We start from the raw sequence: 26255 nt of genomic DNA on the forward strand, positions 1-26255 counted from the left end.
GGGAATTCCCGAGCGGCCAGCAGACTTCCAGCTAGACAGCAGCGGTATGCCGCCGGCCCCTCCGGCGTGCCCGTTGGAGAGGACGCACACCATGGGAACGCCAGTCGACCAGCTAGTCGACCTGCTGGATCTCGAGCAGATCGAGCTCAACATCTTCCGGGGCCGCAGCCCTGAGGAGTCGCTGCAGCGGACCTTCGGCGGGCAGGTGGCCGGCCAGGCGCTGGTCGCCGCGGGCCGTACCGTCGCGGCCGACCGCGCGGTGCACTCGCTGCACGCGTACTTCCTGCGCCCCGGCGTTCCCGGCGTCCCGATCGTCTACCAGGTCGACCGGATCCGGGACGGCCGTTCGTTCACCACGCGCCGGGTCCTCGGCATCCAGCAGGGCCGCAGCATCTTCGCGCTGACCGCCGACTTCCACGTCGCCGAGCCCGGCGGCATCGAGCACCAGGAGACGATGCCCGACGTCCCCGGTCCCGAAGAGCTGCCCAGTGCCCTGGAGGAGGTCGGCGCCCGGCTCGGCGAGCTGCCGCCGTTCATCAGCCGCCGCCAGCCGTTCGACATCCGCTACGTCGAGCGGCTGCGCTGGACCCAGGAGGAGCTGGCCGGCGTGCAGCCGCGCAGCGGCGTCTGGCTGCGCACCAACGGCTCCCTGCCGGACGACCCGCTGATCCACGTCTGCGCCCTGACCTACGCCAGTGACATGACCCTGTTGGACTCGGTCCGGGCCCCCGTCGAGCCGCTCTGGGGCCGGCGCAACTTCGACATGGCCTCGCTCGACCACGCGATGTGGTTCCACCGTCCGTTCCGTGCCGACGAGTGGCTGCTGTACCAGCAGGAGTCGCCGATCGCGCACGGCGCCCGAGGCCTGGCGCGCGGTCAGATCTTCGACCGGAGCGGGCAGTTGGTCGTGTCGGTGGTGCAGGAGGGGCTCTTCCGGCCGCTGCGGGAGAGCTGACAGAGTCCCATCCGTACCTGCTACGGGTATTCGAGCAGTCGAGCATTCGAGGAGAGCGGCTCATGACGACGACCGACGCCGAGGATTGGCAGCGCTGGACCGAGGCCCGCACGGCGTCCGTGAGCGCCCCGCACGGCATGCTCGCGCTCATCGGCACCCATTGGCTCGACGCCGAGCCGGTCGAGATACCCGGCGTCCCCGGCCGCTGGTCAGTGGCCGGGGCGGGTGTACGGGTGGTTGCCACCGCCGGCGAGGGGCTGCGGGCCGGTGCGGCCGAGCAGCCGGTGACCGGCGAGCTGGTGCTGCGCCCCGACACGCACGACGACGCCGAGGTGGTGCGGCACGGGGACAAGCTGCTGGTCCCGATCGAGCGTGACGGCGAGTTCGCGCTGCGCGTCTTCGACCCCGACTCCGAGGGCCGCGCGCACTTCGCCGCAATCGCCAGCTACCCCTACGCGCCCGAGTGGTCCGTGCCGGCCGTCTTCACCCCCTTCGAGACCGGCGACCGTGCGGTGACCGTCCCGAGCGCCGACGGCCGCGACCGCCCGCTCGCCGTCGCCGGCGAGATCGCCTTCCACCTGGCCGGCGAGCCGTACACGCTGACCGTGAGCCGGGCCGCGGACCGGCTGAGCGGTGTGATCGCCGACGCGAGCAGCGGGCAGGACACCTACCGCTTCCGCTTCATCACCCTGCCCCCACCGGCCGCCGACGGCCGCACGGTGCTGGACCTGAACCGCGCGTACCTGCCGCCGTGCGCCTTCGCGGAGCACTTCATCTGCCCGTTCCCGCCGCCCGGCAACCGGCTGCCGATCGCGGTCCGGGCCGGGGAGAAGGCGGTGCTGCGGGGCTGAGCGCGGGCGACCCGGGCCACCCCCGCCTCCGATGCGCGGGGGAGCGGGGGCGACGATAGGTCGCTGTGTCGACCAATCATCCCACCTCTTCCTCTTCCCGTTCCCCTTCCCCACCGGAGACCGAGCCCTGCGCCGCCCCGCCGGACGGCTCGTCCACCCGGCTGCGCCGCCTGCTCCGCGGTGCCGTCGCCGACCTCACCCCGCTGCGCGCGAGCGCCGACTACCGGCGGATCTGGTTCGGCCAGTCCGTCTCCTCGATCGGCCAGCAGATGACCGCCGTCGCGGTCTCGGTCCAGGTCTACGCCCTCACCGGCTCCACCTTCGCCACCGGCGCGGTGGGCCTGTGCTCGCTGATCCCGCTGGTCGCCTTCGGCCTGTACGGCGGCGCGATCGCCGACACCGTGGACCGCCGCAAGCTCGGCCTGCTCGGCTCCGCCGGCCTGGCCGCCGTCTCCGCCCTGCTGGCCGCCCAGGCGCTGCTCGGCCTGCGCCAGGTCGCTCTGCTCTATATAGCGGTGGCGCTGCAAGGCGCGTTCTTCGCCGTCTCCTCGCCGGCCCGCTCCTCGATGATCCCGCGCCTGCTCCCCGCCGAGCAGTTGCCCGCCGCCAACGCGCTCGCCACGGTCAGCATGAACCTGGGCATGACGGTCGGCCCGATGCTGGGCGGCCTGCTGATCGGCGCCTACGGCAGCCAGGCCGCGTACCTGGTCGACACTGTCGCCTTCACCGCCACCCTGTACGCGATGTGGCGGCTGCCGGCGATGCGCCCGGGAGGCGCGCAGGCCGTCCAGCCCGGCCGACGCGCCTCCCTGCTGGACGGCTTGCGCTTCCTGCGCGAGCAGCCCAACCTCCGCACCAGCTTCCTGGCCGACCTGGCCGCGATGATCTTCGGCCTGCCGCGCTCGCTCTTCCCGGCGCTCGCGGTCGGCTTCTACGGCGGCCACGCCGGCACCGTCGGCCTGCTCGTCGCCGCCCCGGCGGTCGGCGCGCTGACCGGGGCCCTCTTCTCCGGCTGGATCGCCCGGGTGCACCGGCACGGCGTGGCCGTCCTCGCCGCCGTCACCGCCTGGGGCCTGTCCATCGCCGCCTTCGGCCTCACCTCGGGCCACCTCTGGCTGGGCCTCGCCCTGCTCGCCGTCGCCGGCTGCGCCGACACGGTCAGCATGATCTTCCGCAACACGATGATGCAGGTCGCCGCCCCCGACGAGATGCGTGGCCGGCTCCAGGGCATCTTCATCGTGGTCGTCGCCGGCGGCCCCCGCCTGGGCGACTTCGAATCCGGCACCGTAGCCGCCCTCACCACCCCCACCATCTCGGTGATCTCCGGCGGCCTCGCCTGCGTCGCCGCCATCCTCCTCCTCGCAGCCCGTCGCCCCACCTTCCTCCGCTACGACGCCCGCCACCCCACCCCGTGAGCGGCGACCGCCCTCACCGCCCCCCCACCAGCACCGGCACCAGCCACGTGACCTGCACGGAAAGCTGGCAGCGAGCACCCCCCGCCGTGCTGTATTGTTTTCCACGTCGCCGGGACACCGGGGACAAGGTCGAGAAGCCAAGCCCGAGGGCGCGGCAGCGAGACCACGGGACGTGGCGCAGCTTGGTAGCGCACTTGACTGGGGGTCAAGGGGTCGCAGGTTCAAATCCTGTCGTCCCGACTTGCTGAACAGCAGGTCGTAGGCCGTTTCCGCTTCTGGCGGGAGCGGCCTTTTTGTCGTTGCGTCAGCTGGTGGTCGCATGGTGATCGCACCGGTCACATCGGAAGTGGCGCGTGAGCTGGGCGTTCGCGGTGGGTTCTGCGTTGGCTGGCGGTGAGGTGGTCGCGGAAGTGGGCGATCAGATTCCGTGGCCGGTCCGCTCGTTGGGTGGCGTGCAGTGCGAGTTCCGCGCTGTCGAGGAGGCGGGCGATGGCGTCGACGGCCTCGCGAGCGGCCTGGCGGGTGAGGTGGCTGTAGATGTTCGCGGTGGTCGACAGGGTGCGGTGGCGCAGGGTCTTGGAGACGATCACGAACGGGACGCCGCCGTTGAGGGCGAGGGTGGTGGCGAGGTGGCGCAGGTCGTGGACGGCTATGCGGGGGACGCCGGCCTCGTCGCACAGCCGACGGAACCGGTCGAGGACCTTCTTCGGGTTGAGTGGGCGGCCGTGCTGGTGGAAGACGTAGCCGTGGGCGGGGAGGGTGTAGCCGAGGAAGTGGTGGTCGGCGAGGTCGTCGAGGGCCCGGCGGGCGCGCTGGTTGATGGCGATCCAGCTGAGGCTGCTGGGGGTCTTGGGTGCGGTGAGGACGGTGTAGTGGTTGTCGACGGTGGAGAGGGTGGACGTCGACGGCGTAGGTCCAGGTGCCGTGGTCGGGGTCGTGGAGCAGGCGCGGGCAGTGGGCGCCGAGCTGGCGGCGGCGGGTGTCACGGCAGCCGCAGCGCCGGCAGACGCGTCCGCGGTCTTGGGTCGGGTGTCGCATGGTGATCGCCTCGAAGGCTCGGGTGTAGGTGCTCCTCCCAGTCAGTTCCGGGCGTCCTTGTCGCCGATCCAGGGGAAAGCCGCAGCTCAGCCCGGGTAAATACGAGATGGTGGTCGCATGGTGATCGCGTTCGGTGGGCGCGCGAGCGCCGCTGAGCCGTTCTCGTCTCGTATCCCGCTCCTCCGGGGGACTGTCGGAAGCGGGTCGGGGTGGCTCCGAGCCCCCGCCTTTTGGTCACTGTAGGTGACCAAAAGGCGGGGTGCGGACTCGCGAGCCAGTAGGGCTGACTCTTCGACGACGCGGATCCGGCACTGGGGGGTGTTACACGAGCCGGTCCCGGCTGTGGTGCTGGTGCCGTTCGGCGGTCTCGTCGTCCGATTCCTCCTCGTCGTCCCGATCCTCGTCCTCGGCGTATTCGTCGTGGAGGAGCCAGCAGCCGTTGATGGCGGTGAGGAGGTCTTCGACGAGGTCGCGGGCGGGGCGTCGTGGGTCCAGCGGGGTGAGGCGGATGCCGGTGAGCACGGTGTCCGCCTCCTCGGAATCGTCGTCGGCGTACTCGGCGATCACTTCCTCGGCCTCGTCGAGTTGCTCGCGGAGCGCGGCCGGGCCGAACGGGTCCTCCTGCAGCAGTTGGTCGGCGGCGGCGACCTGGGCGGGGGAGGCGCCTTCGCGGCTGAGCAGGACGGCCTGTTGGGCCCGTCCGGTGAGGTCGCCGAGCTCGGCGCTCTCGACGGCGGCCAGCTCCACCGTGGTCTCGGCGCGGATCGCCTCGGTCAACTCCGGGTTGTCCAGGGCGATGAGGGCGCGGCCGACGCGGTTCGCGATCTCCAGTACCGGGCTGTACTCGACGATCACCGAGCCGCCATGCGGGAGGTTGGGGCCGGCCACGGCTTGGGCGACGTCGCTGAACGCCTTGCGTTCCTCCTAGCGGCGCCAGCCCTCGCTGTTGGGCTCGAGCGAGTCGGTGGCGCTGGCCGGGTGGGTGTAGGTGCGCCAGGCCGCTGTTGACAGTTGGGTGAGGGCTGCGGTCAGGCGGGACAGCGTGGCGATGTCCGTGCCGGCCGGGACGGCGGCGATTCGTGAGGCGAGCTCGCCTTGGCCGGTTCCCCAGGTGGCGATGAGTTCGTGTCGATCAGGGTCGACGCAGTAGCGGATCATGACGGACCACCTCCAGCTCGACTACGTCCTATCACCTGTGATCGGCAGGGTGGGCGCGGACACGGCTTTCCATCCGAAGAGGGGGCTGTGGGCTGCGCGCGGTGTGTGCTGGTGATGTGCGGGGCCGCGTCGGCGGCGGGGTTGTGTGGGGCGGGAGTTGTGCTGTTCGGAAACTGGTCGCTGCTGGTCAGGTCGCTTATCGGTACTCGTTGATGACGCCGCTGAGTACTCGGGTGCGGAGGAACTGGTGAGCGGGCATGGTGGCTTGGGTACTGGGTGCTCCTGGGCTGGGGGAGGGAACTGTCTCCGAGCCTGGTGTGGGCGATGGCGGGTGTCGTGCCGGGTGTAGGTGTCGAAGACCTGCTGGGCGTGGGTCTCGTTCCGTATCAGCAGATGGTTGGGCACTTCGCGCCGCAGGGTTGCGATGACTCGTTCGCAGTGGGCGTTCGCTCGCGGAGCACGGGGCGGTGTTTGGATGACCTCCATGTCCTCGGCCTCGAAGACCGCGTTGAACGATGCGGTGTACTTCGCGTCCCGGTCGCGGATCAGGAAGTGCAGTGAGTCGAGCCGGATGCCCAACTCGACGGCGAGGTTTCTCGCCTGTTGCACCGCCCAGGGACCTGGCGGGTGGGCGGTCACTCCGGTGATGTGCAGTCGGCGTGTGCCGTGCTCGAGGAAGACCAGCGCGTACACCCGGCGCAGGTCGACCAGATCGATGTGCACGAAGTCGCAGGCGATGACCCCCTCGGCTTGCGCGGCCAGGAACTCGCGCCACGTCGGCCCACCGCGGCGCGGGGCCGGATCGACGCCCGCCGCCGTCAGGATCCCCCAGACCGTCGTCGTGCCGATCGGATGCCCGAGGCGCACCAGTTCGCCCTGGATCCGACGGCAGCCCCAGCGCGGATTCTCCTTGGCCAGCCGCAGCACCAGCCTTCTCAGCGCGCTCGCGGTCGGCGGCCTACCGGGCCGGCCCCGCCGCTTGCTGCAGTCCCACTTCCGGGCGATCAGCCCGCGGTGCCACGCGAGCAGAGTCCCGGGCGTCACCGGAAGCACCGTCGCCCACCGGCTCCGGGGGATCAGCGAGGACAGTGCCGCGAACCACAGGCGGTCCGCCTGCTCGTACCGCACCGGCACGGTGAGTTGCCTGCGCGGCACCGCGTTCTCATGCCGCAGCACCAGCAGTTCGGCGTCCTGGGCCGCATCCCGGCGCAGCAGCATCGCCGGAACCGAAAGCAGATTCCGCGTCAGCCGATACACCAGTGAGACGATCATCCGGACAGGGGCCCTTGTAGGCCGTGACGGCGCGCCAGACCCACCCGAACAGCACCGATGAGTTTCCGAACGGCACACCCTGCGCCTGGCCCTGGGCGGCGACGCGGTCGACGGCGTCCGCGCCCAACTCGCCTCCCGCCTGCGGGACGTCGCCGACTGGGAACACCTCAGCCGCACCACTGACGCCGCCTGATCCCCTCCCCGTCTCCCGCCCGCCCTGGGCCGTGCCCGATGCGACGCCCGATGCGACGCCCGCGCGGCCCAGGCCGGGAGCCCACCGCCGACACCCGAAGGAGCACTTCGTCGGGCGTGGGGCGCCGGTGCCGATGCCTTCCCGGCAGGTTGCCGCCTGCCGGGAGAGCATCGGGCCTGTGTCAGCGGGAGGTGGTCCGGGCAGCCTGTTCGATCAGGTCGGTGACTGCTCCGGGGTTGGTGAGCATGATCAGGTGGGGGCCGTTGACCTCGACGGTGTGTGCGTGGGCCCGGGTGGCCATGAACTCTTCGAGGGCCGGGGCGATGGCGTGGTCGCCTTCGGCCACCATGTACCACGACGGGGTCGTCTGCCACGCCGGCGTGCCGGAAGTCTCGGTCACCGCGTCGAGGCTCAGCGGCCGCTGTTCGGCGGCCAGCGCCTCCTCCTGGTCGAGCGGGAGCTCGTTGTCCAGGAAGACGCTGGGGTACTGGGCCGGGTCGATGGTCAGCTCCGTTCCGGTGGTGCCGTCGAGGTTCGGGTAGCTCGTCGCGATGACGGGGAGCGCGGGGATGGTCTTGCCCAGCTGCGAGCCGTTGAGGCCGGCCAGTGAGTCGCCCTTGGCCGGTGCGAAGGCGGCGATGTAGACCAGTGCCTTGACGTTGGGGTCGCTCTGGACGGCGTTGGTGATCACGGCGCCGCCGTAGGAGTGGCCCACCAGGATGACCGGGCCCTGGATCTGTTCCAGGACGCTGTGGATGTACTGCGCGTCGGAGTCCAGGCCGCGCAGCGGGTTCGGCGGTGCTTTGACCGGGAAGCCGGCTGCCTCCAGTCGTTCGATGACCGGGGTCCAGCCGGCGGCGTCCGCCCATGCGCCGTGCACCAGCACGATGGTGGGCTTGGCACCGTGCCAGTCCGAGATGGCCCGGGTCTGGGCCGGGACGGGGTGGGACGGCTTTGCCTGGGCGCTGGAGGTGAGCGCGACCGTCGACAGCCCGGTGGCCGCGAGTGTCGCCGCGACCAGGCCGGCGATCCGTGCGTTGCGTTTCATCGCAGTTCTCTCCCGTTTCGGTGTGGGTTGGGTCGTGCGGCGCTATCGGGTGGCCAGGTATCCGCCGTCGACCGGAAGGGTCACGCCGTGGATGTGCGTGGCCTGGCTGCCGGCCAGGAACACCACCGCGTCGGCGACCTCGTCGGAGGTGCCCGGCCGACCGGCGGGGGTGGCGGCCGTGTAGCCGCGCAGCGCGTCGTGGAAGGCGGCGTTCTCCTCGGTCATCGTCGGTCCGGGCGCCACCGCGTTGACCCGGATGCCCTTGGGGGCCAGTTCCGCCGCCCACGACGCGGTCAGCGAGTGGAGCGCCGCCTTGGTCGCCCCGTACAGTGCCGCGACGGACATGCCGATCGCGCCGTTGATCGAACCGACGTTGACCACCACACCGCCGTCGGCCTCGATCATGGCCGGGACCAGGGCCGCGGTCAGCAGGGCCGGCGCCTTGATGTTCACCGCCAGGGCCAGGTCCGCCAGTTGCTCGTCGACCTCGGTGAGCGACTGCGCGGGGATGAGCAGCGCCGCGTTGTTGACCAGTACGTCGATCGGTCCGCCCGCCGCCTCGGCCGCGGCCTGTGCCAGATGCGTGGCCGCCCGGGCTCCGTCGGCCAGTTCGGCGCGCACGAAGTGCGCCGCGCCGCCGGCCGAGTGGATCTCGGCCACCACCTTGTCGCCGGCGTCCTTGTTGCGGCCGCAGACCACCACGGTGGCGCCCTCGCGGGCCAAGGCCGTGGCGATCGACCGGCCGATGCCGGAGGTCGAGCCGGTGACCAGGGCGCGACGGCCGGCCAGACGCGCCACGGAGTTGGGAACAGCCGTCATGATGCGAGCCTTTCGGGAGTGTTGGGCACAGGAGGGAGGGTGTTCTGGCGCGGCGGGCGGAGCAGCAGGATCCCCCCGAGCAGCAGCTCGAACGCCAGAATCGTGTACACCGCGATGCGCTCGGGCACTCCTCCGTAGGAGTTGTAGAGCGGCCGGTCGGCCTGCAGGAGCACGAATGCGGCCAGGCCGAGGACCCCGAGCGCGGTGCCGGCTGCGCGCAGCCACCGGGGGGCGCCCAAGGCTGCGCCGCGTGTGCCGACCAGGATCGGGATCACGTTGCCGGCGATGATGGTGGCGGCCGCGCCGATGCTGTGGACCACGATCACGCCGTTGTGCAGAGCAGCGGAGGATTCGTGGAAGAACCCGACGAGGATCACGCCCACGCCGTGGGCGATCGCCAGTCCGAGCAGCACGCGTTGGAACCGTCCCACGTTCACGGCACTGAGCAGCAGCACACTGGCTGCGATGAACAGCGCTCCCTGGGCGATGAACGCGGTGTCCATCACCAGGTGCAGCGGTGAGTCGACGGTCCTGCCCTGGAACACGTCCCCGGGGACCGGGTTGCCCAGGTCGCTGATGAAGTCGACGGCGTAGTTGTAGGAAGGGTTGTGCCAGGCCGCGGCGGTGACGTACTCCAGCACCGCGTACTGCACGGCGGCGAGTACGAGGAGTGCTCCTGCGCCGCGTATGCGGGCTGTGGGGTTTTGGACTTTCACGTCCATAAGGCTGGCACGCAAAATTTGGACTATCAAGTCCAGAAAGCTAGGCTTGCCGCATGCCTACGCCCAAGGGAGAAGCGACCAAGGCCCGCATCGTCGAGGCCGCGGCGGACCTGCTGATCACCGCGAACGACATCAACCTCGACGAGGTCATGCGGCTGACCCGCACCAGCAAGGGGCAGGTGTTCCACTACTTCCCCGACGGGAAGGAGGAACTGCGCCGCGCGGCCGCCCAGTGCCACCTCGCGCGACTGGCCCAGGCCGACGCACCTGCGGTGCCGCTGGCCACGTGGCAGGACTGGGAGTCCTGGATCGAGCAGATCCTGCGGCTGCACGAGCAGCAGGGACGCGACGACGCCTGCGAGGTCGCGGCCCTGGCGGGCCGGGCGCTGGACACCGACCGGATCACCCGGGACCTGGTCGGCCGGATGTACGAACAATGGGCCGCCGAGCTACGGGACCAGCTCACTGCCATGCAGGCAAGCGGCCTGCTGCGCGAAGGAACCCCCGTTGCCGAACTCGCCTCCATGATGCTCGCCGCACTCCAGGGCGGCGCGGTCATCGACAAGGCGACCGGATCCCGTCAGCACCTCGCCCGCGCACTACGGCAGACCCTCGTCCTGCTCCGCTCCTACGCCGCATAGCAGCCGGCTGGCGAATGCTGACGATGCCTGCCGGGATCTCGCCGCCTTTGTCCGTGCGGGGGCTTCAGGTGCAGTCGAGCATGACCGTCTCGGCACCTGCACGCCACCGCACGCCGCAGGTCAACCGGTTGTGGGCTGCAGGTTGTCCACGAGCAGGCCGAGGGCGAACTCGAAGCGGTCGTGTCCGGTGCCGGAGATCAGCTCGGCGGCATGGCGTCGGGTGTGCGGGAACTTCTCGGCAGGCAGTGCGGTGAAGCGGTCCATCAACTCCTCGTGGCTGAGCACCCATTCCTGATCCTGGTGCTGGCGCCGTTGCCGGACCAGCGACTGTTCCAGTGCGTAGGCGCTGACGTAGAGGGACATCGCATCGCGGGCCCATCCGGCCGTCCTTGGTTCGATGCCGCCCGCGAGCAGGATCGCCAGGATCCCTTCGCCGACCCGCAGGGTTTCCAGGTTGGTCGACACCACGGCCAGCGCGGCGCGCGAGACTCCGGGGTATTTCAGGTACAGGTCGCGGATCTGCGTGTACACCCCGAGCAGCTGCTCGCGCCAGGCGGCCGGGTCCGGTTCGGGGAGCACGACGTCGGCGTAGAGCCTGCCGATCAGCAGGTCGTCGATGTCGTCCTTGTTGACGATGTGCGCGTACAGCGACGACGGACCGGTGCCGAGTACGGCGGCGACCCGGCGGATGGTCAGCGCGTCGTACCCCTCGGTGGCGACGACTTCCAGGGCGGCGTCGGCGATCCGTTCGACGGTGATCGGCTTCTTGCGTGGTGCCGACGCGGCGACCTCCGCTGCGGGTTGGGCGTGGCGGGCTGTGCGGCGCTGTTGGGGATCGGCGGACATGCCGACCACCATACCTTGACACGATCTAAGTTCGTTGAGTAGAACTTAGATCGTCAGAACGAACTAAGTTCGTGCAAGTGGCCCGGAGGTGTGTGATGCGAGTTTCCGTTGTCGGAGCCGGTCTGGGGGGTCTGGCTCTCGCGCAGGGTCTGCGTGGCGCGGGGATCGAGGCCGAGGTGTTCGAGCGCGACCCGGGGATCGTGGCACGGTTCCAGGGCTACCGGCTCGTGCTGGACCCGATCGGGTTCCAGGCGGTGCGCGAGTGCCTGCCGACGCGCTGGCACCGGCTGCTGGACGAGGTCGTCATGGACGCTGCCGTCGAGCAGTTGGTCCTGGACCCGCAGCTGAACGAGATCGGCAGGCTCGGCGGGGGCCGGACCGGCATCGTGGTCGACCGGCAGGTGCTGCGACACCTGTTGCTGACCGGCCTGACCGTGCACACCGGTGCCGCGCTGACCGGCTACGACGTGCTGGCCGACGGCAAGGTCCGAGCCCGGTTCGCCCGCCGCGCCCCGGCCACCGCCGACCTGCTCGTCGGCGCGGACGGCGTCACCTCCGCGGTCCGCGGGGTGCTCTCGCCGCAGACCGCCCCGCTCGACACCGGCGTCCGGTTCGTGATCGGCCGCACCCCGCTGACCGAGGAGTTCGCCGGCCTGTCCAAGGCCTATGGCTCGAAGATCGCGGGCGACGGCGTCAGCCTGCTGCTCGGCGTGATGCGCTTCCGTACCCCGCCGAAGCAGGCCGCCGAGCGATTGGCCCCCGAAGTCACACTGCCCGACATCGGCGACTACGTGCGCTGGGCCATGATCCTGCCGCCGCACGGCTCGCTGCAGGACCTCTCCGCGCAGGACGCCGTGCTGTCCAGGATGGAGGGGTGGCACCCGCAACTGCGCGCGCTGATCGAGCAGGCCGACCCGGACAACAGCACCCTGCTGTCCATCCGGGCGGTCAAGCCCGGTGAGCGCTGGGCGTCCGGCCCGGTCACGCTGCTCGGCGACGCGATCCACGCCACCTCTCCGACCGGCGGCAACGGCGCGAACACCGCACTGCGCGACGCCGACCTGCTGCGCCGCTGCCTGATCGAGGCGGGCGAAGGCCGCCAGGATCTGCTCGGCGCGGTCGACGACTACGAGCGGCAGATGTTCGAGTACGGCGCCGAGGCCGTGCGCAGCAGTCTGGAGAAGCTGCCCGTCTTCGCCCCGGAAGCGAAACTGTCCTGATGCCGCCGGCTCGTGGGCCGTGCAGTTCCCCGGATCCGGCGGCGCGGGCGGGCCGGGGTCGCCGATGTCGGGCAGCGTGACCTCCGGGGCCAGTTGCTCGGCGGCCCGCCTCCGGAGGCGAACCGTGGACGACACCCTGCCCCGCGCCGAACCAGGAGGCCGGGCGATGGTCAAGGCCGCCGATCCAGTCGACCGCCGCGCGCACTTTCTCGAACGCGAGGTCGGTCGTGTTCCTGTGCGCCGCCGGGATCACGGTCGCCGCCTTCGTGCTGAGCTTCTTCCTCAAGCAGGTCGCCCTGCGCAGGCCGGGCGCCGACTGCGCCCCGTCCACCGGTGAGTAGGCGCGCGAGTTCTGGCTCCAGTTGACGTCAGGACCGGCTCGCAGCCCGAGAAGGCGCACGGTCCAGCCGAGGCCCGTTCCGCTCGGCCGGCCACGCGACCGAGCCGCCGCTGGCGGCGTACGACCAGGAGATCGACGAGGCCACCCGCGCCGGCCCGGCCGCCCGGCGGCCCTGCAACACCCACGACCCGGCAGCCTGCTACGGCGGCGACGAGCACGGCTGCACCGACCACCCCGCCCTGCCCCCAACAGCGGCCACCACGAAACCCACCCCGGCGACGAAGACAGGAACCCCACTCATGACCACCCCGGCCCCGACCGCCCGCCGCCTGCAACACGCCCGCTACGGCGGGCCCGAAGTACTCGAACTCGCCGAGACGCCCCTGCCCGAGCCCGGCCCCGGCCAGGTCCGCATCCGCATCCACGCCGCCGGCGCCAACAGCCGCGACTCCAAGATGCGCCAGGGCCTGTTCGCGCCCGGTCGCACCGCCCCCGCCGCACCCGCGCCGCTCGGCATCGAGATGGCCGGCGAGATCGACGCACTCGGCCCGGACGTCACCGAGTGGACCGTGGGACAGGCGGTGTTCGGACGCACCGCCGAACTCGACGCCATCGCCACGCATGCCCTGGCCCGGGCCGACGACATCGTCGCCAAACCCGCAGCCCTCACCTTCGAGCAGGCCGCGGCACTGCCGGTCGCCACCGAGACCGCATACCGCACCCTGCGCCGGCTCGACCTGCGCGCGGGACAGACCCTCCTGGTCCACGCCGCCGCCGGCGGCGTCGGGCTGATGGCCGTCCAACTCGCCCGCCTGCGCGGCGCCACCGTCCTCGGCACCGCGAGCGAGGCCAACCACGCCTACCTGCGCCGGCTCGGTGCCATCCCCATCTCCTACCACGACGAGCTGGCCACGCAGGTGCACGCCGCCGCCCCGTACGGCATCGACGCGGTCCTGGACGCCTCCGGACGCGGAGTACTGCCCGCATCGATCGAACTGACCGGCAACCCGGCGAAGGTCGTCACCATCGCCGACCTGCGCGCCGCCGAACACGGCGTGCACTTCTCCACCGGGACGCTCCCGATACCCCAGGTCATGGCCGAAGTACTGCCGCTGATCGAGAACGGGGGCATCACCATGCCCATCGAAGCCGTATTCCCACTGGAGAAGGCGGCCGAGGCCTACCGCCTCCTGGATGCCGGTCACCTCCGAGGCAAAATCGTCATCAACACCCTCGGATAAAGCCCCCCGCACAGCTGAGACCCCCGTCCCGGCGCTTCCGGGGTACGGGGGACGGGGGGCCGCGCGCCTGCGTGTCGCCTACCCCGAAACACCCCTGACGTGCCATCAACTGAACACGCCACCTGACAAGGCGACGGTGCCCCCGGGCCGGTGCGCCTGCATCCGTCGGTAGTGTGACGGCGGTTGGTCCGACTCAGCAGAGCACGGATCATCACCGGGGAGCACCGCCGTGATCTCGCCCGTGGATCGGTGGCGTCGGTCGGCGGGGAGAGGCAGTCACACACGGGTCTGTGGAACTTGGACAAGGGAGCGAGCAACGTGGACGAGCTTCAGCGGCAGACGCAAGCACGAAGCAGCGCGGACCAGGCCGGGCGAGCAATCGAGGAGGAGTTCGATGTCATCGTGTGCGGCGCGGGCTCGGCGGGATCGACGGTCGCGGGGTTGCTCGCGGCCGACGAGGACCTGCGGGTGCTGCTCCTGGAGGCGGGCCCCGACGATGTCGACGGGCGCGTCTGCGATCCTGACCGGTGGCCCGAGAACCTCGGCAGTGAGCGCGACTGGGGCTATCTGACCGCGCCGGGCGCCCAGATCGATGACCGGCGCCTGTTCTACTCGATGGGCAAGGGGCTCGGCGGCGGGTCGAGCATCAACGTCGGCGTCTGGTCACGCGGCCACCGCAGCGACTGGGACGAGCTCGCCGCCGGCTGCGCGGACCCGCGCTGGGACTACCGCTCGATGCTGGAGGTCTACCGCGAGCTGGAGACCTGGCGCGGCCGGCCCGACCCCGAGCGGCGGGGCAAGGCCGGTCCGATGCACATCCAGCCGGCGCAGCCGCTGGATCCGTTCTTCGCGGCCATGCTCGCCGGGGCGGAGTCGGCCGGGCTCGCCCGCTACGACAGTCCGAACGGGGAACTGGCCGAGCGGGGCTCCGGGTGCGCCGTCCGGGACGAGATCGTCGAGGACGGCACACGGCGCTCGCCCTATCGCGCGATGGTCTCCCCCCGGCTCGGGCAGCGCAACCTGACGGTGCTCACGCAGACGATGGTCACCAAGGTCGTTTTCGAAGGCAACCGCGCGGTCGGCGTCGAGGCCGTGTCAGGGGGCCGCCTGGTCCGCTTCCGTGCCGCACACGAGGTGGTGCTCAGCCTAGGGGCGGTGCAGACGCCCAAGATCCTGATGCAGTCGGGCATCGGTCCCGCAGGTCACTTGGAGCAGGTCGGCATCGCCGTGCGCCAGAATCTGCGGGGCGTCGGCGCCAACCTCGACGACCACATGCTGGTCGGCTGCGTGTGGGAAGCCAAGGCGGCGGCGCAGCTACCGCCGCCGCCACGGGCCCAGGCGGTGTGCTTCTGGGGCAGCGACGGCGGTCGTGCCCAGTCGCCGAAGTTCGTGATGTACTCCGGGGCGAGCGCGTTCATGAGCCCTGAGGCGGAGGCCCGGTACGGCAGGCCCGAGGCAGCGTTCACCTTCCTCCTCGGCATGCGTCTGCGGTCGCGAGGATCGGTGCGACTCGCCGACGCCGATGCGGCGAGCGCGCCTGTGATCGAGACCGGCTACCTCGACGAACCCGACGACCTGCGCGACGCGATCGAGGCCTACCGGTTCGCCGAGGAGATAGCCCACTCGGAAGCGATGAGCCCCTATCGCGGCTCCCGCGCGATCCCCGGGAAGGGCTCCGACGCGGAGCTCGCCGCCTACCTCCGCACGGCGGCCAACACGTTCTGGCATCAGTGCGGGACGGCCAGGGTCGGCATCGACACCGATGCCGATGCCGTCGTCGATTCCGAACTGCGGGTCCGGGGCGTCGAAGCCCTGCGCATCGCCGACGCGTCCGTGCTGCCGCGCGTGACCTCGGGGAACACCATGGCGCCGTGCGTGGCCATTGGATCCCGGGCGGCTGATCTCATCCGCGGATGAATGCCGGACGGCTATCTGGAACTGCCCGCTCAGGTGAACGTGTACTCACTGGCCGCTCGGTGGCTTCGTGAGTGCCTGCGAGCGCCCGGGTGAATGGTTCGGCGTTGGCGCTGTCGCGCCTGCGTCGACTTCAGCGCGTGACGGTGGCGCGGATGTGTTCGCGGAACCAGCGGTGGGCGCGGCCGGCGTCGTGCGTGGGTGCCAGGCCATGCCGATGCCGATGATCCGCGCTTCCGCTGCAACCAGCTCGGTCCACGCCGGAGAGGCATGAGTGCCCGATGGCCCGCACGTCGTCGGGTGGCCGTGCCGGATTACTGGATGCGGTGGGCCTCGCGGAGGTTCGCGGCGTTGATCGTGCCGAGGTCCCGGGTGGCGGTGGTGGTGAGAATGCCCGCGTCCACGAGCCGCGAATCTGGTTGAGGATGTGGTGCTGCATGGGCTGGTCCGGGGGCTGGAAGCATGAACTCCCAGTGGAAAGAGGCGCTCTTGGGCTTGAGGGCGCCGATGTCCAGGTCGAAGTCGTCGATCGCGACGATCTGGCCGAAGGGGGTTGAGCGCCTCGGCGTAGGCCGGAGGGTCCGGTCGGTGCTGGTGGTGCTGAAGACGTAGTCCACGCCGTCCGGTGCCACGTGCAAAGATCGCGGCCACGATGGCGGTCGTGCGGGGGAGTCTCAGGGGCTGAGGGCTTGGATGTGCGTGGGGACGACGCGGGCGTGCTGGGCGAGGAGGTCGGTGAAGGCGGAGGCGAGGGGGTCGGGCCTGCTGCGGGTGTAGGCGGTGAGCGCGCGGCGCACCGGGGGCCGGGCGTAGCAGGGCGCCGTGGAATCCGGGCGGGATGATGTTGGCGGGGACGAGGGCGGGGCCCAGTCCGGCGGCGGCGAGGAGGCTTCGTGTTCTGGGCCCTCGTCATCGCTGCCGTCATCGCCACTCCCATCTACGTCGTCCGCCTGGTGCGCAACCGCCGCAACCGTCGTTGAACACTGCCTGAGCACACGGCGGTTGGCGCCCCCCGTGGTGCTCGGGCGGACGGCGATCACGCACTCCGCGCTGGGAAGTCACTCCCAGGAGCACGTCAGGCGCCCAACGCCCGGTGCGCGGCTCGGATGACCTCCCCAGCGATGAGGGCATGGCGACGAGCGCTGCCGGGATCCTCCTCGACCTGCATGAGGTACTCGGCTTGGCGCAGCCGCCCCGCCGGAGTCCGCCCGGAGTCCCGTCGGACCCGTTCTGGCAGACCCTGGCCAACTCTGGTCTCTGCCGGTCGCCGGACGGTAGGGAGCGCGAGTTGCACCCGCGGAGCGGGCAGGCACGCCGCTGACGCCCAAGTGCATCGATGAGGACCCCAGCGGGCGGAGCCGCGGCGATCGACCTGTGCCTGCACCTGGTCCGTGGCGATCACGGCAGCGCCGTGGCGAACCGGGTGGCACGCCTCAACATCGTTGCCGCGATGCGCGACGGAGGGCAGGCGCAGTTCGTCTACCGGCCTGTCGCCGAGGACGCCGGCACCTCGACGGAGGCCGCCAGGGCACGGATGCTGGCCGGGCTCGACCGCAATCACGCACTGACAGAGCTGGCCGCCGAGGCGCACATGAGTGTGCGGATCTCCACCCGCCGCTTCCGGCAAGAGACCGGAGTGTCGGCGGTGGAGTGGCTCAACAAGGCTGCACTGTCGATGATGCGGGCCGCGATCTTCGCCGGGTCACCGAGGACCGGGACCGGGGCCTTCTTGAACTGGCGCACGAACGCGGCCGACATTCGGGCGAGCGCCTCCATGAAGCCCTCGACGCCCCGCGTCGTTTTTCGCCGCTGGCGCGGCGATTTCAGGTGGATCGAGGCTCTGTCCGCCGCCGCAGGGTGGTCGGGGTCTCGCCGTATCGCTTCTTGTGGGCCCTGATGAAGTGGCTGCTGTCGTGGAAGTGCCAGCGGGCGGCGATCTCCGCGACGGTCCAGGCGGTGGAGAGCAGGTCGGTGCGGGCGCGCTCGAGACGTCGTTGCCGCACGTGCTCCATGATCGAGGTCTCTCGGCCGGCGAAGGCGCGGTGGAGCGTACGGACGGACACGTGCAGGGCGTGGGCGATGGCGCGGGGGTCGAGGTCGGGGTCCGTCAGTCGGCTCTCGACGTAATCCTGCGCCGCCTTCACCAGGGTGGCGAACAGGTGCGGATCATCGATGACCTGGTCGTCGAGCACGCCTTGGAGCAGTTCGACGGCGGCGTTGCGGGCCGCCACGCCGAGCCGGGCCTGTTCGCCGACCTCCGTGCAGGCGCGGAGGTGGGCCAGTAGCAGGCGCGCGGCCGGGGTGTCCTGCGTGGCGGCCATGATCGGGCCGATGGAGGGGAAGCGGATGTTCTCGGCGGGCAGGGCGAGCGTGACGGCATGCGTTCCAGGGCCGACCTCGAAGTTCCAGGACGTGCCGTTCCTGCGTGTGCACAGTTGGCCGGGGTGGGTCGTGACGGCCGCACGCTCCGAGGCGTAGGTCATCCGGCCGCGGAAGTTGAAGTGGGCGACGACGTGATCCGCGAGGTGCCCGTGCGGAGTGCCGGTGCTGCCGGCAAGGGCGTCACTGTACTGGTTCTCGATGAAGGCGTCGTGGAAACTCAGCCTGTTGAGGCGCACCGTGTAGTCGCCGGTGCCGTGCCGCGGCAGGGTCAGCGGGGGTGGCGGCAGGAGTCTGCCCCCTTGGCGCTCCCACTGGCTGATCAGCAGTTCGTTCCGCCGCTCGTGCGCGAAGGGCACGGTGATATCGATCGAGGGCCGCTGAGCGGCGTCCTCGGAGTCCACGCCGCCACCCCGAACCACGACCCCACGATACCGCGAGTGCCCGGACACGGGCGCGGAAGTCCCATCCGGGTGGCGCCAACGTCCAATACTCCGGGGCCGGGTGATCATTACTGTCGATCGTGACTTCGACCCCCCGTATGATCCCGATCAAGAAAGTCATGGATTAGCGATGCGTGTTCTGTTCTTCGGTTGCCCCGGCTTCGGCCACGTCGTCCCGCAGTTGCCGTTGGCCCGGGCGATGCGCGAGCGAGGGGACCAGGTGGCGTTCGTCGCGGCCGCCTCCCTCAGTTCGCTGCTCGAGGCGGAGGAGATCGCCCTGCTGCCCGCGGGGCCCGAGGTCCCGGAGCTCGTGGTCGAGCTCAAGCGCAGCACGGGCGTCGACATCCTCGCCGCCCCGCCGAGCGCCGAGATCGAGGCGGAGATCTTCGCCGGCGCCCGGATCGACCTCGGCTACCAGGACTCCCTGGCCGCGGCGCGCGATTTCAAGCCGGACCTGATCGTCGTGGACGCGATGGACTATGTCGGCCGGATCGTGGCCAGCGCGCTGGACGTTCCGCACGCGGTGATCGCGCTCGGACCCGCCGTGCGCCCGGAGAGTGTGGCGGCCACCGACGCGCGGTCCGTGGTGAGCCACGAGGCCCGCGGCCTGACGCCGCACAAGGCCCGCTGGTACCTGGACACCTGCCCGCCCGCCCTGCAGTTCGACGACTTCCGGGCCCCGGTGCCGCGCTTGGCCCTGCGCCCCGAGGCCTACACCGGCGGCGGCGCCGCCGTTCCCGCGCCCGGCGAGAGCCGGGTCAGGCCCCGGGTGCTGGTGAACTTCGGCACGATCTTCGTCATCCCCGAGGTCATCACCCCGATCGTCCGGGCGCTGCTGGCCCGTGACCTCGATATCCGCGTCACCCTGGGCCCGGTACGCAACGCCGAAGAGTTCGATGTCGATTCGGACCGCGTCGAGTTCGTAGGCTTCACCCCCCTGGCCCAACTGCTCAGCGACGTCGATGCCGTGGTGACGGTCGGCGGCGCGGGCACGATCCTCGGCGCGCTCGCCCACGGACTCCCCATGGTCCTGACCCCCCTGGCCGCGGACCAGCCCCTGCACGCCGGCCGTGCCGCCGCGGCGGGCGCGGGAATCGCCTTCCCAGTCGGCGAGTTCAAGCCCGACCAGGTCGCCGAGGCAGTCGCGTCCGTCCTCGAGACACCCGACTACAAGGAAGCCGCACAGCGCGTCGCCGCCGAGATCAAGGCCATGGCGTCCCCGGCCGAGGTAGCCGCCGAGCTGGCCGCCGCGATCGACTGACGGCGGCGTGCAGGACGGCGAAGGTGCGGCCAGGGACATGCGGCGACCGCCGAACACCGCTAGCTAGCGCCGACCCGCCCGCGGCCGGATTGCCCTTCGACACAACAGGCTGCAGTCATGCGAGGAATTCTTGGCCGGCGGGACCGGATCGCGGCTGTGGCCACTGACCCGCTCGGTGTCCAAGCAACTGCTGCCGGTCTTCGACAAGCCGATGGTCTACTACCCGCTCTCCACCCTGGTAATGGCCGGGATCAGCGAGATCCTGATCGTCACTACACCCGAGGATCAGCTGCAATTCCGTCGGTTGCTCGCAGATGGCGCCCAGTTGGGGCTGAGTCTGGAGTACGCCGTCCAGGAACGCCCGGAGGGCATTGCCTGAGCCGCTCCGCGCAGGGCTGAGACCGCGCCATGTGGTCGGCATGCGGGTTCCCGTTGCTCCTCCTGTCATGCGACCCTGCGTCCCCACCCGCGGATGAACTGTCGGCACCGACAACCGCACCGCGATGAGGAGCCCGAGGAGCTCGCCGGGCCGGATCTCTTCCCCGCCTCCGACGAAGGCGGCGCGGCCTTTCTCGCGGGCGGGACCGTCAACGTCGACGGCGGCAGTTTCAAGCACTGATTCACTGTCGCAGGACTGAGCAGAAACGGATCGACATGGTTGACGTGAACGTAGCGCCGTTCGAAGTCGAGGTGCGTGGCCGCACGGGAGACCTGCTGCGGGCCGATGTGTACCTTCCCTCCTCAAGTGACGGCCCGTACCCGGTCGTTCTGGGTGCTTCTCCGTACCAGAAGGCGCTGCGTCACCTGCCGCCCAACCCTGTCTTCCCGTTCATCGAGTACGGCCCGATCCAGCTGTACCTTGACAGCGGCTACGCCTACGTGGCGATGGACCTGCCCGGTACCGGGCGCTCGGAGGGGATCTGGGACCCGGTCTCGCGTGCCGAGGGCGAGGCGATCCACGACATGATCGAACATGTCGCCGTCCAGCCGTGGTCCACCGGCGCGGTCGGCATGATCGGTATGTCGCACTACTGTTGGAGCCAGTGGAACGCGGCGCGCACCCGTCCGCCGCACCTGCGGACGATCGTGGCCTACGACGGCGCGACGGACATGTACCGGGACTGGATGTACCACGGCGGGATCCCGACCCAGGGGTTCCTCAACACCTGGCTGTTCGGATCGGTGCTCTACCAGCACGAGCTCCAGGGCATCGACTTCCATGTCGGCGACAAGCACGAGTACATCTACGACGTCCTGTCGCACCCGCTCGACGACGAGTGGCAGCGCCGCCGCTCGCCGTTCTGGGAACTGCCGTCCGTCGACATCCCGGTGTTCTCCATCGGCGTGTGGGGCAAGGCCGCGTTGCACCTGCGAGGCAACTTCTACGGTTTCGAGCGGGTCCAGGGTCCGAAGAAGCTCCTGGTCGCGCACCCCTCCACGTTCGCCGAAGCGCAGATGTACTACTTCGACGAGCAGTTCCACCGCGAGGAACTGCTGCCCTGGTACGACCACCACCTCAAGGGCATCGACAACGGGGTCATGAAGCAGCCCGCGGCGCGCTTCTACGTCAACGGGGAGGGCGCCTACCGGTCGGCTGAATCCTGGCCACCGCCCGACGCGAGGCCGACGGTGTTCTACCTCTCCGGTGAGCACAGCGGCGCCGTCACCTCGCTCAACGACGGCTCGCTCAGCGAGAGCGAACCGGACGCTGAGCAGGACTCGACCGCGTGGTCCTACCCGGATCCGCAGTGGATGGCGGGCGTCACCGTCTTCGACAAGCACGGCGTGCCCGACCACGTGGCACGCGTGACCACGTTCACCACGGCGCCGATGGACCGGGACCGCGAGTTCACCGGCCACGGCGTGCTGACGCTGCACGCCTCCACCGACCAGACCGACATCGACCTCTTCGTCAAGGTCTCACTGGTCTCAGCCGATTCCGACGCCGGGCTTCCGGTCAAGGTCACCCAGGGCTGGCTGCGCGCGTCACACCGCGCCGAGGACCCGGAACTGACCTCCGACATGCGCCCGTTCCACCAGCACGCCAAGATCGAGCCACTCGTGCCCGGCGAGGTCTACGAGCTGCGGGTGGAACTCCTGCCGATGTCCTTCCTGGCGCGCCGGGGCGACCGGATACGCCTGGAGATCACCAACCAGGACTCGCTGATCACCGACGCGCCGATGACCCACTTCTACGGGACCAAGGTCGGCACCGACACCTACCACCACGACCGCCCGCACCCCTCGGCGCTGCGCCTGCACGAGCGCCCCCGCACCTGATCGGAGATCCCCGTGAGCATGGCCTACCTCGCGCAACCCGAACAGCAACAGCAACTCGAATGGCTCGGCGGCGGCACGCTGGCGATGCTGCTCGACGGCAAGGCCACCGACGGCCAGCTGATGATGGGGCGCTTCGACGTCGCCGAGGGCGAGGCGCCGCCGTATCACATGCACACCCGTGAGGATGAGATCTTCCTGCTGATCAAGGGCACCGCCCTGGTGTGGTGCGACGATCAGGAGTACGAACTCGCCGAGGGCGGCGTGGTGTTCCTGCCGAAGCTGAAGCCGCACGGGTACCGCATCACCTCCAAGAAGGCCGACCTGCTGGTGGTCAACACGCCGGCCGGCATCGAGGAGATGTTCCGGGAGACCGGCCGCGACAAGTCCATCCCGCGTCCGCCCGGCTTCCAGGTCACGCCCGACCCCGGCATCGCCGACAAGTACGGCAACGTCATCCTGGGCCCGCCGCGCTGACCGGTCCGCTCCACCTGCCGCAGCTTCGCCTCAGTCCCGCCCGCATCCCGAAAGGCGCCACCATGACCCAGCAGCAGCGCCAAGCCCTCGACGAACTTCTGCGTCGCGGCCCGCTCGACGTCGGGGGCGATGTCGCCGAGCAGCGCGTGATCTTCCACGAGATGATCTCCGCGGCGCCACTGCCTGACGATGTCTCAGCCACACATGGCGAGCTCGGCGGCGTGCCCGTGGTGACGGTCGAGACTCCAGGGCTCGACCCATCGGCCGTCGTCCTCTACTTCCACGGCGGCGCGTACGCCCTCGGCTCAGCGCCCGACTCGGTCGGCCTGGCCGCCGACGTCGCCCGACGCGTCGGAGCCAGGGCCATCTCGGTCGACTACCGCCTGGCTCCGGAACACCCCTTCCCGGCCGCCATCGACGACGCCGTGGCCGCCTACCGCGCACTACTGGGGGAGGGCGTGCCCAGCGAGCGGATCGCGTTCGTCGGCGAGTCCGCCGGCGGCGGCCTGGTCGCCGCGACCCTCGTCGCGCTCAAGGACACCGACCTGCCGCAACCCTGCTCGGCCGCGGTCTTCTCCCCTTGGGGCGACCTCACCGTCTCCGGCGCCAGCGTGGCCGGTAAGAGCGGACTCGACCCCGCGCTCACCCCCGAAGCCCTGCGTACCAGGGTCGTTGACTACCTCGGGGATCGCGACCCCGCCATGGCGCTGGCCAGCCCCGTCTTCGCCGACCTCACCGGTCTGCCCCCGCTGCTCATCCAGGTCGGCTCCCACGAGATCCTTCTCGACGACGCCGTCCGCCTCGCCGCCCGCGCCGCCAACCACGACGTACCCGTCGAGCTTCAGGTCTGGCCGGAAGTGCCGCACGTCTTCCAGGCCTACGCCGCGATGCTGGACGATGCGGACCACGCCCTCCAATCCGCCGCCGCCTTCATCAGGCGCAACTGGGCCGGCTGACGTACTTCGCAGCCTTGCAAGGCGCTGCTCGCACCCACCACGGAGTTGAAGATGCACGTAGTCATCGACCATATCGAAGAGCGGCGGAAGGCGTACGAGGGGCACGACTTCTTCGTCAAGCTGCTGACTGATGAATCGCTGCCCGGCGAGCGGCGCCTGGCGTGGGCGCCGAGCGTCGTCCCCTTCATCATGGGCTACTCGGATCTCAACAAGTACGTCTTCCGCAAGGGAGAGGGTGATGCCGACATCGATCCCCTGCAGGCCTTGCTGAACGCGCACACCTACGAAGAGGACTTCCACTGGCAGTGGATGCTGAGCGACCTGGAGAAGCTCCGAGCCGACAGCCGGATGCCGCTGTCCGAGGCCACCCGTGTGCTCTGGGGAACGGAGTTCAAGCACTCTCGACGCCTGTGCCTCGGATTGGCATCGCTTGCCGCCGACGCGCCGGCTTACGCCGTCTTTGCGATGGTGGAGGCCATCGAGGCGGTGTCCATCACCATTTTTGAACACTGCCAGGGAATCACTCTTCGCGACGGTCGGGAATGCGAGTTCTTCGGCACGAAGCATTATGCCGCGGAGGCGTCGCACAGCATCAAGTCCCCGGAGGTCGCGGAATCGAGCCTGCCGACCCTCGACGACCTCCGGCGCGGAGAGGCGATGTCGATGGTGGACCGGGTGTTTCTGCTGTTCGACGAGTGGTCCGACGGGCTTCTGGAATTTGCGATCGAGAATGAGGTGAATTCCGACACCTACGCGAGAGCGATAAAGCAGAGCAAGGAAGCGTGGCCGGAGAACATCGACTCATTCACGTTCGAACCCTGACTCGCCGGACCTGGCTGCCGGTAAGGGGATCAGGCAAAGCCAGGGCGTGTGTCGGGGCGTCGTCGATCCGCGAGATTCGCCTGGAAGCCCTGCCTGCGGCGGGACTGAAGGACGGCGGCGGGAAGGCGCCGCCCGGAGCCGGCCGGCGGGTCGGGCCCACCGCGCCCGGTGAAGCGGGCCCTCGTCTGTCCGAAAGCCGCGAACGCGCGCTGCCTCCACCGAAGAAGGAGATGTCGATCATGTCTCGAAGGAAAGCACCGTCCGGCTCCCGTTTCCGGCAGGGCGCAGCCGCCCTGTCGGCGTCCGTCGTGGTCCTGCTTCTGGCCTGGTCACGGCGGTCCCGGCCGGGGCCGAGGCCATCCCGCCCGGCTCTCCGTACTGGGGCAAGATCTACGGTCTCGCCGGCAACCCCGCCAACTGCGTCGAGGCCTATAACTTCCAGGGCGTGGGCGCTCCCGCGAGCCTGGACGGCTGCATCAACGAACACAGCCAGCAGTGGAGTTACAGCACTGCCTACAACATGATCGACGTGGGTATCGACCCCTACGCCTGCCTGAGCGTTCAGCCGGGCGCGAGCGGGGACGGAGCCCCGATCGTCCTGTGGCACTGCTCCGACACCGGCACCTGGCACACCTGGCGGATCGTCGGCCAGGAACTGGTCAACCAGGAATCCGGACTGTGACCCGACGACACCGCCTACGGAGGCGCGGGCACTCGACTGGAGCTCTGGGACTGCAACGGCGGCGCCAATCAGAACTGGGACATCATCGGCTACAACGACCAGTTGTAGCGGTGCGAGCCGCCAGGCGACCGCCGGGCTCGTGCGGCAGGGGAAGCCCTGCCGCCGAGGCCGGCCAATGAGCGTCGGCTGCAGCGGACCGGTCACGGAGCGACGCCGTCAACCCGTACAGGCCATACCTACTGCCGGGGCCGCAGGAGCGACCCGCGGCAGCACACCGTTGATACCCTCACCGACACCTGACAACCAGCGACCTGGGTTCGGCAGCCGCACATGAGCGTTGACTCCGGCCTCTTCGGCCCCACATCCGTGACCTGGCATCTGCACGCCGACCCGGCGATGTGGATCGGGGGCATCAGTGCCCTGCACCTCCAGGCGCTGCACCCCCTGGCGGCAATGGGCATCGTGCAGAACTCATCCTTCGAGGAAGACCCCTTCGGCCGACTCGTGAGTACCGGCTCCTTCATCGTGCAGACCACCTGGGGCACGCGAGCAGAGGCGGAGCTGGCCGGAAGCCGGCTCCGCGCCGTCCACGCAGGGATGCGGATCCACGAAGCGGGCACCGGCAAGATCCACCGCCTGGACTCCCCGGACCTCCTGCTCTGGGTGCACTGCGCCCTCACCAGGTCCAACCTGCACGCCGTGCGGCGCGGGGGCCTGAAGATCACCCCCGAGCAGGCGGACCATTACGTCCACGAGCAACGGAGCATCGCTGCCCTCGTCGGACTGGACCCGACCGACACCCCCGGAACCGCTGCCGACCTGGATGACTACCTGACCGGGATGTACGGGGCACTGGCAGCTTCGGAGGAAGCAATGGTGATCCACCGCTTTCTGTCCAGCCCACCGCTCCAGGGACTGCACAGAGCACTGCGCCCAGCATGGAGCGCCGCCTCCCGGCTGGGATACTCGATTATCCCTCCCGAGGCCCAAGCCCTCTACCAGCGACCCGGAATCCCTGCGCCCATGGCGACCGTGGCCTTACGCGCGGCCCGCTCCGCAGCCCTCCTGGTCCCGCAGCAGAGGCGTCTCAGCTTTCCCGCCCCCCACCTGAGCCGGGCCATTGCACGGCTCGGCCAGGCCGGCGTCCCCTCCGGTAAGCGGCTGCGCAGCCTCAGCTGGTCCGCTGCTCCTACCTCGCAGGTCCACGGTGCTGATCGGAAATGAGTATCCCTGGACGGGCAACCACGCCGCAGAGGAAGGAGGGCCGCCTGGCTCCGTGCCGCCA

General features: G+C 70.1%; 27 protein-coding genes, 1 tRNA gene and 1 pseudogene. 18 read left to right on the forward strand and 11 right to left on the reverse strand.

The features are described from left to right. Positions 1–91: 91 nt before the first annotated feature. The 4 genes from ABH937_RS20990 to ABH937_RS21005 all read left to right on the forward strand — a co-directional run bounded on the left by ABH937_RS20990 (position 92) and on the right by ABH937_RS21005 (position 3461). A complete protein-coding gene (locus ABH937_RS20990) occupies positions 92–955 on the forward strand; it encodes an acyl-CoA thioesterase (protein WP_370219072.1) in 864 nt (287 codons plus the stop codon). Between the two features lie 62 nt (positions 956–1017). Beyond that, positions 1018–1806, forward strand: a complete 789-nt coding sequence (locus ABH937_RS20995) for a DUF1684 domain-containing protein (protein WP_370219073.1) — start codon at positions 1018–1020, stop codon at positions 1804–1806. 65 nt (positions 1807–1871) lie between these two features. Further along, complete coding sequence (locus ABH937_RS21000) at positions 1872–3221, forward strand: MFS transporter (protein ID WP_370219074.1); 1350 nt, start codon at positions 1872–1874, stop codon at positions 3219–3221. 166 nt (positions 3222–3387) lie between these two features. Then, positions 3388–3461, forward strand: a tRNA-Pro gene (locus ABH937_RS21005). A 95-nt stretch (positions 3462–3556) separates the two neighbouring features. On the opposite strand, the gene ABH937_RS21010 is transcribed toward ABH937_RS21005, so the two are convergent. From ABH937_RS21010 to ABH937_RS21040, 7 genes are all read right to left on the reverse strand, one after another. Then, complete coding sequence (locus ABH937_RS21010; protein WP_370219075.1) at positions 3557–4207, reverse strand: tyrosine-type recombinase/integrase; 651 nt, start codon at positions 4205–4207, stop codon at positions 3557–3559. A 373-nt stretch (positions 4208–4580) separates the two neighbouring features. Next, on the reverse strand, positions 4581–5147 hold the full coding sequence (locus ABH937_RS21015; protein WP_370219076.1) for a Voldacs domain-containing protein: 567 nt from the start codon (positions 5145–5147) through the stop codon (positions 4581–4583). A 36-nt stretch (positions 5148–5183) separates the two neighbouring features. Next, the gene (locus ABH937_RS21020; protein ID WP_370219077.1) at positions 5184–5417 is read right to left on the reverse strand and encodes a hypothetical protein; all 234 of its coding nucleotides are present in this window, start codon (positions 5415–5417) and stop codon (positions 5184–5186) included. A 21-nt stretch (positions 5418–5438) separates the two neighbouring features. Then, positions 5439–6635: an integrase core domain-containing protein gene (locus ABH937_RS21025; RefSeq protein ID WP_370219078.1), complete on the reverse strand. Its 1197-nt coding sequence runs from the start codon at positions 6633–6635 to the stop codon at positions 5439–5441. A gap of 428 nt (positions 6636–7063) precedes the next feature. After that, positions 7064–7930 (reverse strand): alpha/beta fold hydrolase, encoded by an 867-nt coding sequence (locus ABH937_RS21030; protein WP_370219079.1) that lies wholly within the window; start codon positions 7928–7930, stop codon positions 7064–7066. A 42-nt stretch (positions 7931–7972) separates the two neighbouring features. Then, complete coding sequence (locus tag ABH937_RS21035; protein WP_370219080.1) at positions 7973–8749, reverse strand: SDR family NAD(P)-dependent oxidoreductase; 777 nt, start codon at positions 8747–8749, stop codon at positions 7973–7975. Further along, the gene (locus tag ABH937_RS21040; protein ID WP_370219081.1) at positions 8746–9465 is read right to left on the reverse strand and encodes a DUF998 domain-containing protein; all 720 of its coding nucleotides are present in this window, start codon (positions 9463–9465) and stop codon (positions 8746–8748) included. Before ABH937_RS21040 ends, ABH937_RS21035 begins: the two co-directional genes overlap by 4 nt. Positions 9466–9524: 59 nt before the next feature. Between ABH937_RS21040 and ABH937_RS21045 the strand changes: the two genes are divergently transcribed. Beyond that, a complete protein-coding gene (locus ABH937_RS21045; RefSeq protein ID WP_370219082.1) occupies positions 9525–10112 on the forward strand; it encodes a TetR/AcrR family transcriptional regulator in 588 nt (195 codons plus the stop codon). Between the two features lie 120 nt (positions 10113–10232). Here ABH937_RS21045 and ABH937_RS21050 read toward each other — a convergent pair whose 3' ends face one another. After that, positions 10233–10958 (reverse strand): TetR/AcrR family transcriptional regulator, encoded by a 726-nt coding sequence (locus ABH937_RS21050; protein ID WP_370219083.1) that lies wholly within the window; start codon positions 10956–10958, stop codon positions 10233–10235. A gap of 95 nt (positions 10959–11053) precedes the next feature. Between ABH937_RS21050 and ABH937_RS21055 the strand changes: the two genes are divergently transcribed. From ABH937_RS21055 to ABH937_RS21065, 3 genes are all read left to right on the forward strand, one after another. After that, on the forward strand, positions 11054–12178 hold the full coding sequence (locus ABH937_RS21055) for an FAD-dependent oxidoreductase (protein ID WP_370219084.1): 1125 nt from the start codon (positions 11054–11056) through the stop codon (positions 12176–12178). A 639-nt stretch (positions 12179–12817) separates the two neighbouring features. Beyond that, complete coding sequence (locus ABH937_RS21060; RefSeq protein WP_370219085.1) at positions 12818–13759, forward strand: NADP-dependent oxidoreductase; 942 nt, start codon at positions 12818–12820, stop codon at positions 13757–13759. A gap of 249 nt (positions 13760–14008) precedes the next feature. Further along, a complete protein-coding gene (locus ABH937_RS21065; RefSeq protein WP_370219086.1) occupies positions 14009–15676 on the forward strand; it encodes a GMC family oxidoreductase in 1668 nt (555 codons plus the stop codon). Between the two features lie 311 nt (positions 15677–15987). Here the strand turns inward: ABH937_RS21065 and ABH937_RS21070 are convergent, their stop codons facing one another. Next, positions 15988–16290 (reverse strand): hypothetical protein, encoded by a 303-nt coding sequence (locus ABH937_RS21070; RefSeq protein ID WP_370219087.1) that lies wholly within the window; start codon positions 16288–16290, stop codon positions 15988–15990. Between the two features lie 57 nt (positions 16291–16347). After that, positions 16348–16470: a hypothetical protein gene (locus ABH937_RS21075; RefSeq protein ID WP_370219088.1), complete on the reverse strand. Its 123-nt coding sequence runs from the start codon at positions 16468–16470 to the stop codon at positions 16348–16350. Positions 16471–17009: 539 nt separating this feature from the next. Here ABH937_RS21075 and ABH937_RS21080 point away from each other — a divergent pair. Continuing rightward, positions 17010–17570 (forward strand): hypothetical protein, encoded by a 561-nt coding sequence (locus ABH937_RS21080; protein ID WP_370219089.1) that lies wholly within the window; start codon positions 17010–17012, stop codon positions 17568–17570. Here the strand turns inward: ABH937_RS21080 and ABH937_RS21085 are convergent. Then, entirely contained in the window at positions 17497–18456 is a 960-nt protein-coding gene (locus ABH937_RS21085) for a helix-turn-helix transcriptional regulator (RefSeq protein ID WP_370219090.1), read from the reverse strand. The genes ABH937_RS21080 and ABH937_RS21085 overlap by 74 nt on opposite strands. 169 nt (positions 18457–18625) lie before the next feature. On the opposite strand from ABH937_RS21085, the gene ABH937_RS21090 reads away from it, so the two are divergent. The 9 genes and pseudogenes from ABH937_RS21090 (at position 18626) to ABH937_RS21130 (ending at position 26194) form a co-directional block, all read left to right on the forward strand. Next, entirely contained in the window at positions 18626–19756 is a 1131-nt protein-coding gene (locus tag ABH937_RS21090; RefSeq protein ID WP_370219091.1) for a glycosyltransferase, read from the forward strand. Positions 19757–19886: 130 nt separating this feature from the next. Next, a pseudogene (locus tag ABH937_RS21095) lies at positions 19887–20132 on the forward strand (sugar phosphate nucleotidyltransferase); the annotation flags it as partial. A 96-nt stretch (positions 20133–20228) separates the two neighbouring features. Then, positions 20229–20375 (forward strand): hypothetical protein, encoded by a 147-nt coding sequence (locus ABH937_RS21100; protein ID WP_370219092.1) that lies wholly within the window; start codon positions 20229–20231, stop codon positions 20373–20375. Between the two features lie 44 nt (positions 20376–20419). After that, the gene (locus tag ABH937_RS21105) at positions 20420–22036 is read left to right on the forward strand and encodes a CocE/NonD family hydrolase (RefSeq protein WP_370219093.1); all 1617 of its coding nucleotides are present in this window, start codon (positions 20420–20422) and stop codon (positions 22034–22036) included. Positions 22037–22054: 18 nt separating this feature from the next. After that, positions 22055–22510 (forward strand): cupin domain-containing protein, encoded by a 456-nt coding sequence (locus tag ABH937_RS21110; RefSeq protein WP_370219129.1) that lies wholly within the window; start codon positions 22055–22057, stop codon positions 22508–22510. A gap of 62 nt (positions 22511–22572) precedes the next feature. Beyond that, a complete protein-coding gene (locus tag ABH937_RS21115; RefSeq protein ID WP_370219094.1) occupies positions 22573–23466 on the forward strand; it encodes an alpha/beta hydrolase in 894 nt (297 codons plus the stop codon). Between the two features lie 51 nt (positions 23467–23517). Beyond that, complete coding sequence (locus ABH937_RS21120; protein WP_370219095.1) at positions 23518–24288, forward strand: hypothetical protein; 771 nt, start codon at positions 23518–23520, stop codon at positions 24286–24288. A gap of 388 nt (positions 24289–24676) precedes the next feature. Next, the gene (locus ABH937_RS21125) at positions 24677–24970 is read left to right on the forward strand and encodes a ricin-type beta-trefoil lectin domain protein (RefSeq protein WP_370219130.1); all 294 of its coding nucleotides are present in this window, start codon (positions 24677–24679) and stop codon (positions 24968–24970) included. 330 nt (positions 24971–25300) lie between these two features. Then, entirely contained in the window at positions 25301–26194 is an 894-nt protein-coding gene (locus ABH937_RS21130) for an oxygenase MpaB family protein (protein ID WP_370219097.1), read from the forward strand. The last annotated feature ends 61 nt before the right edge of the window (positions 26195–26255 follow it).

Source organism: Kitasatospora sp. GAS1066B (assembly GCF_041262605.1).
GTDB lineage: Bacteria > Actinomycetota > Actinomycetes > Streptomycetales > Streptomycetaceae > Kitasatospora.